Consider the following 12227-nt stretch of genomic DNA (forward strand, 5'->3'; position numbering starts at 1 on the left):
CATCGAACGCTACCGACGCCTGTGGCAAGAACGGCACGGTTATTTCAGTTTGAACATGGCCGCCTCGCGCGGTTGCCCGTTCCATTGCAACTGGTGCGCCAAGCCGATCTGGGGGAACCACTACGCGTTACGACCCCAAGCAATGGGAGCGTGGCAAACCGTATCCGCCACTGGCCACGTTGCAGGTGGCGTCGCTGCTGCGCCAGCATGGGCATCAGGTGACGCTGTTCGACGCGATGCTGGCCGAGGGTGTGGAGGACTATGCGGACGCGGTGCGCGGACAACAGCCGGACCTGGTGGTGTTCTATGAAGATAACTTCAATTTCCTCACCAAAATGTGTCTGAGCAGGATGCGTGAAGCCGCCTGTCAGATGATTGCGCAGGCACGCGCCAATGGCAGCCGCGTGATCGTCGCCGGATCCGATGCGTCCGATCATCCAGAGGCGTTCCTCGCCGCCGGTGCGGATGCCGTGCTGATCGGCGAAGGCATCGCCGCGTTACTGGATCTTGTCGCGCGATTGCAACAGACCCCGCACATCGCCCCCACCGACTGGGTGGCGGACGTGGCCGATGTCGCCAGCGCGGCATCGCCGCAACTGCGACGCGCGCAGATCGGTACACGGCCGCCAGACCCGCGCCTGTCCACCATGGCCGCGTGGGACTTGGTAGACATCGAACGCTACCGACGCCTGTGGCAAGAACGGCACGGTTATTTCAGTTTGAACATGGCCGCCTCGCGCGGTTGCCCGTTCCATTGCAACTGGTGCGCCAAGCCGATCTGGGGGAACCACTACAAAGCGCCGCGATGCGCAAGATGTCGCAGCGGAAATGATCCATCTCAAGCGCAACTTCGCACCGGACCACATCTGGATGGCCGACGACATCTTCGGCTTCCACGTCGACTGGGTGGAAGCCTTTGCCGAAGCATTGGCCGCCGCCGAAGGCTCGATCCCCTTCACCATCCAGACCCGCGCCGACCTGGGGAGCGAGCGCATGGCCGCAGCACTGGCTCGCGCCGGCTGCGTGGAAGCCTGGATCGGTGCGGAAAGCGGCAGTCAGCGCATCCTGGACAAGATGACCAAAGGAACGCACGTATCCGGGGTGATCGCCGCGCGCCAGCGCCTGGGCGCGCAGGGCATTCGCGTTGGTTTCTTCTTGCAACTGGGCTATCTGGACGAACAATTGGAAGACATCCTCGCCACACGCCAACTGCTGGCGCAGGCGCGCCCGGATGACATCGGCGTCAGCGTGTCCTATCCCCTGCCCGGCACCGTGTTCTACCAGCAGGTGAAAAACCAACTCGGACGCAAGACACATTGGCAAGACAGCGACGACCTGGCGATGATGTTCCATGGCGCTTACGACTCGGACTTCTACCGTCGAGTACGCGATCTACTGCACAGGCAAGTGGATCTACAACGCGACACAGCCGATGGCTCCAAGCAGGCGCAGGACGTTGCGTTATTGGATACCGACTGGGACAAACTGATCGCCAGCGAGATTCTGCACCGCACCGACGCCGTATCGCCGGCATCGGTACTCTCCGGTACTGGCAGTTCCGCACGGCGCATTGCGCTGGTGCAACGTTCATGACGCCACAGCCTCCCTCGCCGGTCGCGACCGCCACGGCCACGCCGCCCCCCTCGCCGCTCGAAGCCACGTTGCCTGGACTCAAACGGATCGGTCGCGGCCTGCGCCTGAGCACCGAAACGCTGGCGCGCGAACTGGCGCAGCCGGGGACTGCGTCGCCAACATGGGACCCATTGCAGTGGCAACTGGCGGCGGCGGCGGCGGTCGCGCATGGCGTGGCACCGTTGCTCAGCCAGCGCTCGCAATGGCCGCGGCGCGACTGGCAGGAGTTCCTGACCGCACAGCGCGACCACGTCGCCGCGCGCTATCAGCGCATCGCCGCATTGCTCGAACGCATCGATGCGCTGGCGCAGACGGCGGGTATCGTTATCGTGCCGCTGAAGGGTGCGGCATTGCATGCACAAGGTCTATATCGGCCCGGCGACCGCCCCATGGCCGACATCGACCTGCTGGTCCGCGAGCAAGATGCGCAGCGGACCGCCACGCTATTGGGCGCATTGGGCTACGTCGCAGAATGCGCTCTATGGAAACACCAGACCTTCCGTCCCGCGCAGGCACAGGTGCCGCACGGGCTGGGCGAGCATCGCGATACCCCCATCAACATCGAACTGCACGTACGCATCCAGGAGCGCCTGCCGCTGGACACGGTGGAGATCAGCAGCCGGATCTTCCCCCGCAACGACGCTCCGGGACTACACCCCTACCCCAGCAACGGCGCGTTGATGAGCCACCTGCTGCTGCATGCGGCCGGCGGACTATGCAGCCGCAGCCTGCGGCTGATGCACCTGCACGACATCGCCTTGCTCGCGCCGCGCATGCGCGCCAGCGACTGGCAGATGCTGTGTAACCCGCACGATGGCACCGGCGCCTGGTGGGCATGGCCGCCACTGCGGCTGATGCTGCGGTATTACCGTGCCACCATCCCCGCAACGGTGCTCGCGCAATTGCGTGCGCAGTGCCCTCCACTGCTACGCCTGCAGACAGCTTGGCTGGACCTGACGGCGGCATCGTGTTCGCACTTGTGGCTGCCGACGTTGCCGGGAATCCCATGGTCGCGTTCGTGCGGTGCGGCGCTACGCTATCTGCGTCAGCGACTGCAACCATCGTTGGAAAGCCAGCAGGAGCGTGCCGAGATGATCCGCACCCAACTCTGGCTGCAGGGCCAGGCATGGGTGCGTTTGCCGCACGTGCACCGGGTGTTGCAGCGGCTGCTGCGCCCGGTGCCGCGCATGGATACCCTGTACGTGGTACGCAGCGCACTGCAAGGATATGCGCCGAACGCATCATGAAACGCCTCATGAGTCGTGGCTGCCGATGCGGCTGCTGCGATGCTTCGTCGATCGCCGCGCAGCATCGTCGGAACTCGGTGCCACGATCACCCACGCCGGATCGTGACGCAGCTTAGAGTGGCGAAAAAAAACCTCGCGATTCGCTATCGGATCGGCGCGGAGAGCACGCAGGAGTCGCCATGGTTGTGTTGGCGACTCTTCGCCATCACTGCGCGTCGGCAAGGACCGATGCGACACATCTTGTGGCCTGCTGTCGCCACAGTACGTCGGGAGCAGGCGCCACCCTGCACACCAGCATCATCACGTCGAGGCCGAAGCGGCGAGCAATTGTGCTAATCGCGCAAGTCCCAACTCCAACTCCTGCATCGACACACCGCCGGCACCCAGACGCAGATGCTGGGGACACGCATAGGCATCGCCGGACATCACGAAGGTGTTGTATGGCGGCGCCAGCAATCTTCGGCAAAACTCTTCCGCACCGAGTGGGAGATGCAACCGGGCCAGCCCGAGCAATCCCGCCTGTGGCGGCGTCCAGCTCAGCGCCGGTTGCGTGGCGACGAAACGATCCAGCAAATCGATACGTTTGCGTCCGACCGAACGGGCATGTGCGACCGCATCCGCAAAGTGTTCCGGGCGCAACGCGATCTCGGCGAGCCGTTCGCCGAGGACGTTCATGATCTCGCTGGTGTTCTCGCGCAGGACCATGGCCGCCTGCAACACAGCGCGATCACGGGTCACCATCCAGCCGGTGCGCAAGCCCTGCAAGCCGAGCAGTTTGGAGACGCTGCCGGTACTGATACCGCGCTCGTATAGGGTGGCGATGCGCGGCGTCTGCTGCGCATCCCACTCCAGGCCACGGTAGACCTCATCGGAGAGAATATAGGCACCGACACGATCGGCGGCGGCGATGATGCGCGAAAGCGTCGCGGCATCCTCCACCCGACCGGTGGGATTATTCGGATTGCACAGGAAGATAAGTTTGGTCCTCGGCGTGACCAGCGCTTCGAGCTGGGCGATGTCCAGCGCCCAACCATTGGATTCGAAGCGTTGCACGGGCTTGGCGACCGCGCCGATTTGCTCGGCCAGCACCAGCGGCTGCTGCCAACCCGGCGCATCGATGACGAACTCGTCGCCGCGCTGTAGCAACTGTGTCAGCGCTAGATAATTGGCCTCCTGCGCACCAGCGGTGATCAGCACATCCTCCACGCCACAGGCCGGACCATAGCCGTACTGTTCGAGCACGCGCTCGCGCAGGTTCGGCAGGCCCTGGTAATCCTCGGCGGACCAGTCCAGCGACTGCGCCGTGTCCAGTTCGGCGAGAAACCGTTGCAACGGTGGCGATGGCGACAACGAATAGGTCACGCAGGCATCGGGCTTGGCGCGATGTGCGGTGAGCCATTGTTCCCAGAAGCGGTTCGAGGGGACGGGCATAGCTGGCTCCTTAGTCCATGATGCCTGGGCACACGCCCAGGCCAAGCGATGCGTCGATGACGGCCCCGCGCAGGATGCGGGCTTCGTCGCGGCACAGATACAGGCACAGATCGGCGATTTCGCGCGGATGAATCAGGCGCCCGCCCGGCAACGAGGCTTCCAGTGTCTGGCGTTGTACGGCCGAAAGCGCATTCAAGGTGCTGGCCTGGAACATCGGCGTATCGGTCGCGCCGGGACACACGGTGAAGACATCGATTCCGGTGCAGGCACAGGCGGCGGCGAGCTGCCGGCCCAGGAACGCCACGGCCGCCTTGCTCATGCCATCGGCGGCGCGGAAACGTGGGAAATGGGTAATCCCACCATCCACCGAACTCATGAACAGCACTTTGCCATGCCCTCTGTTCTGCATTCCCGGTAGCAGATCTTCGGTCAGCCACAGCGGCCCCAGGGTATTGACTCGGAAAAACGCTTCGTCCTGTTCCTTGTGGGTGGCCGCCGCACGCTCGACGGTCTTGGTGCCAAGCCCGGCATTGTGGATGACGATATCCACCGGATCGTGCAAGGTCTGCATGAAACGGGCGTGGCTATCGCGATCACCGACATCGAGTACGTGCGCGGCCACGGCGGCCGGACCGACGCTCTCGAGCAGGGCCTGCGCCCGACGCTGACTGTCTTCTCCCGGGCGATACGTGAACGTCACCTTGTGCGCGACCTGCGCGAACGCGTGAATCAACTCGATGCCGATGCCGCCGGCTCCGCCGGTAATCAAGACATGCTTGTCCTGCAATGCCAAGCTCATGACGCGACGCCTTCTATAGCGTATGCAGGGCGCTGGCCTGTCCGCATCGCCGGTGTCGGCAACATGCTGGATGCCAAGGCATCGGCAAGCGACGCATAATCCTCGAACGTGTTGTAGATGTGCGCGGATATCCGCACGACGCGGCTTGCCGGAACCGGCCATGCGCAGATCGCCACATCGATGGCATGAGTGGTGTACAGATGCTCCTGCAATGCGCTTGCACTCAGCGCGCACGTCGCGGCATCAGCGTCGTGCAAGTCGAACGCGACCATGCTGCCGACCATCGTATCGGCTGCCAGGCGTGTCAACGGCAATCCTGCGGCAACACGCGCCGCCGCCGCGATTGCCAAGGCGCGGTTACGCGCGTACAGCGCCGCCAGGCCGCCAGGCAGTAATCCGGCGAGAAACTGCACGGCCGTCGGCAGGCACAGTAATGCGGTCGGATCGGCGGTGCCCAGCCAATCGAATTCCAGGTGCAGACGCGGACGCGTCGTCGTCGTGTCGCCGTAGCCGCGACTGATCACCGGAGGATGCAGACCGCGTTGGCGATCAGCTCGGATATGCAGGAAACCAGCGCCACGCGGGCTGCACAACCACTTGTGGCAATCGCCTGCGTAATACGCCGCGCCGATCGCGTGCATATCGATGGGCAGCATGCCCGGAGCGTGGGCGCCATCCACCAACGTCTCCACGCCGAGCGCGGCGAGCCGTTGCACCAGCGCGGCAATGGGAAACACGATGGCCGTCGGGCTGGTGACATGGTCGAGCACGGCCAGCCGTGTCCGCGCAGTGACGCGCTCCAGCACGGCGTCGATCACCTGCTCTGGTCCATCCACCGGTGTCCGCACCGTCGCCACGACGATCACCGCACCGCTGCGTTTGGCGATGTAGTCGAGCAGATTCAAGCAGGACAGATAGGCATGGTTGGTGGTCAGGATTTCATCGCCCGGCGCGAAGTCCAGCGAGCGCAGCACCGCGTTCAATGCCGTCGTGACGTTCGGCAACAGGACCACGTCCTCGGCGTTGGCACCGATCAAGTCGCACAAGGTATGCCGGGCGTCGTCGAGCAGCGCGGGCAGCTCGCGCAACACGAAGGCGGCGGGTTGACGCTCGATGCGCGCGCGCAACGCGTCCTGCCGCTGGAGAACCGGGAACGGGCACGCTCCGAGCATGCCGTGGTTGAGACAACGGACATCGGAATCCAGTGCGAAGTAATCACGGAAATGGGGCGGATCGGTGTCCGTATTCCGGATGGGATACTGCATGCAACGCTCCAGAGAAGAGAAAATCAGGCAGGTGGATGGACGCAGTCGGCCATTCGGTTGTCGGCGATCAGCCGCATCAGCGCCGCTCGACTCGGTTGCGGTGGTGACGGCATGTCCTGCGCGCGATGCGTGTGGACGCGGACCAAGACGTCCTCGCGGGCGAAGATCGCCTCGGGTGCATCGAGCATGCCGGTGCGGCGCGCCAGCGCGTGCCAGACCAGGGGGTCATGGCGGGCGGTCGCGGCGATGTCCTGCAACGTGATGTCAGTCGACCGGGGCGACGGCGGCATCCCGGCCCAGCACGCGGTGCGCACGCGGTCCTGTTCGACGCTGTCCTGGTACCAAGGTCTGACCCAGCGTCCCGCGAGTCGGTCCGCTTGCAGCGCGAAACTTACGGGATCGTGCCCCCCCTCGCAGGCGGCAAGATCGGCGAGCGCAAACGCATAGCGCATGGCCAGCGACATCCCACGGGTATAGGTCGGATTGGTGACGCATAGCGAATCGCCAACCGCAACCGCGCCCAACAGCACCGGGCGCCCGTCCACCACGAAGCGATGCAGGCGATTCTCGCAGACCGGCCAACGCAGCACGTCGGATAACGGCGCGCAGACTGTCGGTTGCAGCCAGTCGGCCACACCGGGATGCGCCCGCGCCACGGCAGTGAACAACAGAGGATCGTCGAAGACGTGCAAACGCTTGTCGGTTTGCGGCACCATCAGCGTCACCGAGGCGTAACCGTTGTCGGCAGGACACACCACACACCCGCTCGCTGCGGCATATCCGCCTGCGGACAATCCCGCCTGCAACCGCACCGAAGGCGGCTGACGCACACGATACCAACGCGTGTAGTACGCAAGTCCGCATGGCTCGACGCTCTCCGACGGCTCTGGCATTCCGGCCGCATGCAGCCACTTGGCCAGCGGCGAGCTGCGTCCCAATGCGTCGATTGTCAGGTCGCCGAGTACATCGCCAGCGGTGGTGCTTACACCCTGCACCGTCGGCATCGTGGCCCTGTCCAGGATCAGGCCCATGACCGCTGTCTGCGAGCGCAGTTGCACGTTCGGTTCCGCGCAGACAATGGGCCGCAACACCGCCTCGACGAGGGAGCGACGCACGGACAGGCCGAACAGATCGGGATCCTCGCAACGCGGGATGCGTCCCCGCCCGTCCAAAGTTGCGCCGAACGGCATCTCAAGAGCACCGGCCGCGAGCAAGGCATGCCAGACGTCTGCCGCACGCTCCCGCAGCACCTGGCGACCGAGGGCTGCCAGGGCATGCGTATGCCGTGCATGCGCCACGCCCTTACGCCACCAGGCCTTGACCGACGCATCCTGCCGCAGATCCGAAACGTTCGGATGGTCAATCGCATCGCGCTCAATCAACGTGACCCGAGCGCCCTGTCGGGCGAAGGCCAGCGCGCTCGTCAGTCCGGCGACACTGCCACCGAGCACGACGACATGCGGCACCGTCATCGCCCCCGCTCCAGCACACCCTCATCGCACAGACCATGACGCAGTGGCGGCAAACTCGCCGTGGGCAGCAGCAAGGAACGCACCGTCCATAGATCGGAAAATATCCGATATTGCAAGGCCGTTTGATCCAGATACGCGACCCCGGGCGATCCACCGGTGCCAACGCGATGGCCGATGAAACGCTCGACCATCCGTGCATGGCGCTGACGCCAGATGAGCATCGACTGCTCCAGTGCGACGATCTCTTCGAGCAACTCCCATGGCCAGGTCAGCATAGGCAGATCACGGTGACTCTCGATGAAAATCAGCGCCGTGCGCACCGCGCGGCGCTGCGCACGTTGCTCTGCGTTTGCCTGCGGATCGTCTTCGCCAAGCAGAAAAGAGGCGGCATTGGTGCTCTCGATCGCCAAACGCGCATGCTGTTGCGCCACAGCTTCCGCACTTGCTCCGCTCGTGCAGGCAGCCCTGAACCGACGTTCGCTTTCGGCATCCAACGCGGCGATGTAGTCATGCACGAATCGGGTGGCGACCGCTGGATCGTGCGAGCCATTGATTGGCATGCGCGCAAGCCAAGCATCAAGACTCTGTTTCAAGCTCGGACCGGAGCAGATCCGTGCTTGTAGCCGCTGTGCGGAACTGGATGACGCTCCATTGGGAAGCTTGAGTGCATCCTTGAAGGAGCCGACTTGCCCCATCGCGATACGCTGGCCCTCCTCCAGCCCAAGCAAGACCTCGATCTCGCGCAACTGAGCGGATTGAAAGCCGCTGGCCGGCGCCAAACGCGCGCGAAACTCCAGGAAATCGCGCGCCGTCATCGTCTCCATCAATTTGAAGTGCGAATTGGCCTGTTCGAACACCGAAGTCGCCCGTCGCAGCGAGCGCACAGCCAACGTCATGCGCGGGTCCTCCGGTTGCAGCACCTGGAGTAGATCGCGCGTGCTGGTGAGTTCGCGCAGGATGAGTTTGAACCAGAGCTCGTAGATCTGGTGAACCGCGATGAATAAGGCTTCGTCGTTGCCGACAGAAGCCTCGTCATCGTTCAACCCACCCTGCAAGGCAAGCAACTGCTCGACCTTGATGTAGTCCCAGTAATTCATGGCCTTCGCCGTCTTGCTGCGCTCGCCTGGCCTACTGGAACAGGTACGTGCGTTCAGTACGGGGGCAATCGTGCTCATGTGGTAGCGGCCTGCTTCAATGCCACCCACCGGGCCAACTCGGCGTGGGCATTCTTCGCCAGATCGTCCCAGATCGCAGTCTGCGCGATTACAGGTTTGACCAGCAATTCCAGCCGATGCCCATTAGGGTCGCGGAAGTACCAAGAGCGGGCCAGTTCACCGCAGATTTGATCGCCTGCCACTTCGTGGATCACTGGTCCCTCCACCGCAGTGCCGTGCGCGTGCAGACGAGCGGCGATCTGCTCGGCACGTTCCACATCATGGACTTCCAGTGCCAAGTGCTGCGCCCAAGTATCGCTCAAGGGCGCCGAGGGACCATTATCGTCGATAATGTCGAAGAAACATAGATAGCTGCCATCTTCCATCTCGAAAAAGACATTATTATTGGACGGCCGTACTGCTTCCGATGGCGCATGATCGATCAATGCCGCAGCGAATTTCAGCCCAATCACGCGCTCATAAAAATCGACTGTTTCAGCAGCATCCCTGCAACGGTATCCGACATGATGCAACTTCTTCAGCATGGAATTTTCACCTGCGACAAAAGTGACGGGGGAGCCGCAATTACGCCGTATCATGCTGGCGCAACGATTCAATCAGCGGCGATGAGGCTGCGTGCCGGAACACGTACAATGTGTTTCTCGCGCCTAATTAATCTGCGAGCGAAACAAAGCAATGGCAGTAGCGTCCTGCTTGTTAGAGATAAATTCCAGATGTTTTTCTTGATCGTTAATTGCAATGCAGAAAAAAATTCAATCAAATCAATGCAACCATTTTTTCGATAAAAAACACGTATTGGCGTGTCGCACATTCACTGAGTGACACCCATCTAAAATATCGACGCTACTGTTTGAAAATAAAAATTTTTTGCAGCCACGACATCAGTCAATGAAAAATCACGAAGAGCTGACATCGCAGCACATCGACGCTAGCGGTAGCGATCAGCTCGCTGCCCCGCACAAGCGCTCATACAGAGCGCTGAAGCAGCGCACGCTGTGATCGATATCCTCGCGCACCGCGCGACACTGCGCCGACCAGGCCAGACGCAGGCGCAAATCGTCGTCACTGAGGACCTGCCGTAATGCGTCGGCCAGGCCGGCCCAGTCGCCGACGGGTACGGCCAAGGCCGCCGACGGTGCCCATTCGAGTAAATGCCCAACCGCCGTGCCGACCGTTGGCACGCCGGCGACTGCGGCTTCCAGCAACACCAACGGCCCAGCCTCGTGCAACGAGGACATGACCAGTAGATCCGCCGCCTGCACCAGTGGACGCAATTCGCGCTGGGTCTTGAAGCCGAGCAAGCGCACACGCTCGGCCAGGCCAAGTTGCACACTCAATGCCTGCATCGCACCGTCGAGCGTATCCACGCCAACCAGATCGATACGAAAATCCACCCCGGTACGAGCCAATGCGGCCAACGCACGCAGCAGCGTCGGCTGATCCTTGACCCGGTTGAGGCTGGCAACGTGCAACAAGCGGGCGGGTCCATTGCCACGCGCACGCGGCGCAGACGGCGGCCATGCACGCAGGTCCACGCCCAAAGGCACACGCTCGGCGTCGATTCCCAGCGCCTTCAGGCTATCGATGATGGGGGCGCTGGCGGCAGTCACCACGCTGGCTAATCGCAACACCACAGCCTCGCGTAGCCGTCCCTGCCATTTGCGTCGCCCGCCGTAGCCGATCGCGTGCAATGCGACGAGCTCGCCACCGGCGATGTGGACCAGGCTGGGACGCCGTAGCCAGCGCGCCGCAGCGACCGCGATCAGGCCGCAGTGCCCGGAGAAGATCGATTGCAGCAGATCGAACGGCGCACGGCGATGCTCGGCGCAGATCGCGGCGATTGCGCGCCAGCGGGTACGGCCTTGGCCGATGTTGTGGATCTGCGCACCGAGCAGATGCCACTGCGCCGGCTGTGGCTCCTGATGCAGGACGAAGACGTGCAATTCATGTTCGCGCGCCAAGCGCTCGATCAAGCTCAGCAACACCGGAATCACCCGGTATTCGCCGCTGCGATCCACTCCGCCGGGAACGACCAGTGCCAGTTTCATGGCTCACCTCGCGGCGACTGTTCGCGCAATTGCGCGTAGGCCTGCGCCCAGCGCCGGCCAACCGCCGCGAACGACAAGTGTGCATCGAAATGCGCGCGCACCAATGCGCGTGATGGCCCTTGCTCGACGACGTGTACCAGCGCCTCGGCGAGGCAGGTGGCGTCGCCGCATGGCCACAGTGCGCCGATCCGGCCGTGATCGCTGAGCACGCGGAAGGCGGGAATATCGGTCAACACCGGCACGGTGCCGCAGGCGAACGCCTCCAGCGCCGCGTAGCCGCAGCTCTCGCCGTGGCTGCCGGCGACGAAGACATCCGCCGCGCGCATCAGCGTTTGCACCTGCGCATGCGGCACCCTGCCGAGCAGATGCACGCGACCACGCAAACGCGCATCCTCGGCGATGCGCTGCTGTACCGCAGGCAGCAGCGGCGCATCACCGAACACGCAGAACAATTGCAATCCAGGCAGACGACCAACCGCACGCGCCACACCGTCGAGGACACTCAACGGATCCTTGCCCGCGCTCAGATGCCCGACCCACAGCACGCAGGGGGCACCGCTCAATCCGCTCTCGCCTCGTGCCTGGCTGCGATCACCGGGAGTGAAGCGACAACTGGATTCGGGGATCGCGAACAGGCGTGTGGATGGAGCAAACAACGCGTGCTGGACGAAGCCGCGCGCCAGTTCCAGCGAAGTGAACGCGATGCCGGAGGCCGCCGCGTACAACCGCCGCCAGCGCGTGCGTTGCCACCAGCATGGCGGGCGGTTGGCGTGGTCCTGCAGCAAGATGGGCAGCGTTGGCCATTGCCGTCGCAGCGTCCATGCCTGGCGCGCGAATTCCAGGCCATGGATGTGCACCACGTCGGCGCCCAGCGTGTCCAGCCGCGCGATGGCGCGGTGTGCATGGCGACCACGGCGACCGCTGCCAAGATCGATGAAATGGTAATCGACCCCGTTGCGCTGCAGCCGCGTGTCACTGGCGGCGGCCTGGATCACCGAGACGCGGGTGCCGCCACTGGCAGCGGTTTCGGCGATGTCGGCCAGCGACGGCCAGTGCGCGAAAACCCGCGTTGGCGCTATGTTCGCCGGCACCGGAACAAAATTGATCTGCACCGCATGCAGTGGCCTGAGCACGCACGGCGGCATGGCGGACGCGCCC

General features: G+C 63.6%; 9 protein-coding genes and 1 pseudogene. 2 read left to right on the forward strand and 8 right to left on the reverse strand.

All coding sequences use genetic code 11. The features are described from left to right. Window positions 1–83: 83 nt before the first annotated feature. Window positions 84–1593, forward strand: a pseudogene (locus XANALMUS060_RS11580) (radical SAM protein). Then, window positions 1590–2879 (forward strand): nucleotidyltransferase family protein, encoded by a 1290-nt coding sequence (locus XANALMUS060_RS11585; RefSeq protein ID WP_082065093.1) that lies wholly within the window; start codon window positions 1590–1592, stop codon window positions 2877–2879. The pseudogene XANALMUS060_RS11580 and the gene XANALMUS060_RS11585 overlap by 4 nt, the downstream one beginning before the upstream one ends. Window positions 2880–3179: 300 nt before the next feature. On the opposite strand, the gene XANALMUS060_RS11590 is transcribed toward XANALMUS060_RS11585, so the two are convergent. The 8 genes from XANALMUS060_RS11590 to XANALMUS060_RS11625 form a co-directional block, all read right to left on the reverse strand. Then, entirely contained in the window at window positions 3180–4310 is a 1131-nt protein-coding gene (locus XANALMUS060_RS11590; protein ID WP_045738544.1) for an aminotransferase class I/II-fold pyridoxal phosphate-dependent enzyme, read from the reverse strand. A 10-nt stretch (window positions 4311–4320) separates the two neighbouring features. Further along, window positions 4321–5109 carry an SDR family oxidoreductase gene (locus XANALMUS060_RS11595; protein ID WP_045738545.1) on the reverse strand — a complete coding sequence of 263 codons (789 nt, stop codon included), beginning with the start codon at window positions 5107–5109 and terminating at the stop codon, window positions 4321–4323. After that, complete coding sequence (locus XANALMUS060_RS11600; RefSeq protein WP_045738546.1) at window positions 5106–6374, reverse strand: aminotransferase class V-fold PLP-dependent enzyme; 1269 nt, start codon at window positions 6372–6374, stop codon at window positions 5106–5108. Before XANALMUS060_RS11600 ends, XANALMUS060_RS11595 begins: the two co-directional genes overlap by 4 nt. Before the next feature lie 23 nt (window positions 6375–6397). Continuing rightward, on the reverse strand, window positions 6398–7846 hold the full coding sequence (locus XANALMUS060_RS11605; protein WP_045738547.1) for an FAD-dependent monooxygenase: 1449 nt from the start codon (window positions 7844–7846) through the stop codon (window positions 6398–6400). Beyond that, on the reverse strand, window positions 7843–9021 hold the full coding sequence (locus tag XANALMUS060_RS11610) for a tryptophan 2,3-dioxygenase family protein (protein WP_235430466.1): 1179 nt from the start codon (window positions 9019–9021) through the stop codon (window positions 7843–7845). Before XANALMUS060_RS11610 ends, XANALMUS060_RS11605 begins: the two co-directional genes overlap by 4 nt. After that, window positions 9018–9545, reverse strand: coding sequence for a VOC family protein (locus tag XANALMUS060_RS11615; RefSeq protein WP_045738548.1), 528 nt, complete (start codon window positions 9543–9545; stop codon window positions 9018–9020). The genes XANALMUS060_RS11610 and XANALMUS060_RS11615 overlap by 4 nt, the downstream gene beginning before the upstream one ends. A gap of 417 nt (window positions 9546–9962) precedes the next feature. After that, window positions 9963–11069: a glycosyltransferase family 4 protein gene (locus XANALMUS060_RS11620; RefSeq protein WP_045738549.1), complete on the reverse strand. Its 1107-nt coding sequence runs from the start codon at window positions 11067–11069 to the stop codon at window positions 9963–9965. After that, complete coding sequence (locus tag XANALMUS060_RS11625; protein ID WP_200894046.1) at window positions 11066–12214, reverse strand: glycosyltransferase family 4 protein; 1149 nt, start codon at window positions 12212–12214, stop codon at window positions 11066–11068. Before XANALMUS060_RS11625 ends, XANALMUS060_RS11620 begins: the two co-directional genes overlap by 4 nt. Window positions 12215–12227 lie beyond the last annotated feature (13 nt).

The sequence above is a fragment of the Xanthomonas sp. MUS 060 genome (genome assembly GCF_000963215.1).
Lineage (GTDB): Bacteria > Pseudomonadota > Gammaproteobacteria > Xanthomonadales > Xanthomonadaceae > Xanthomonas_A.

Coding starts and splice junctions, on each gene's coding strand:
- XANALMUS060_RS11585 (WP_082065093.1), top strand. CDS start 1,590: ATGACGCCACAGCCTCCCTCGCCGGTCGCGACCGCCACGGCCACGCCG.
- XANALMUS060_RS11590 (WP_045738544.1), bottom strand. CDS start 4,310: ATGCCCGTCCCCTCGAACCGCTTCTGGGAACAATGGCTCACCGCACAT.
- XANALMUS060_RS11595 (WP_045738545.1), bottom strand. CDS start 5,109: ATGAGCTTGGCATTGCAGGACAAGCATGTCTTGATTACCGGCGGAGCC.
- XANALMUS060_RS11600 (WP_045738546.1), bottom strand. CDS start 6,374: ATGCAGTATCCCATCCGGAATACGGACACCGATCCGCCCCATTTCCGT.
- XANALMUS060_RS11605 (WP_045738547.1), bottom strand. CDS start 7,846: ATGACGGTGCCGCATGTCGTCGTGCTCGGTGGCAGTGTCGCCGGACTG.
- XANALMUS060_RS11610 (WP_235430466.1), bottom strand. CDS start 9,021: ATGAGCACGATTGCCCCCGTACTGAACGCACGTACCTGTTCCAGTAGG.
- XANALMUS060_RS11615 (WP_045738548.1), bottom strand. CDS start 9,545: ATGCTGAAGAAGTTGCATCATGTCGGATACCGTTGCAGGGATGCTGCT.
- XANALMUS060_RS11620 (WP_045738549.1), bottom strand. CDS start 11,069: ATGAAACTGGCACTGGTCGTTCCCGGCGGAGTGGATCGCAGCGGCGAA.
- XANALMUS060_RS11625 (WP_200894046.1), bottom strand. CDS start 12,214: ATGCCGCCGTGCGTGCTCAGGCCACTGCATGCGGTGCAGATCAATTTT.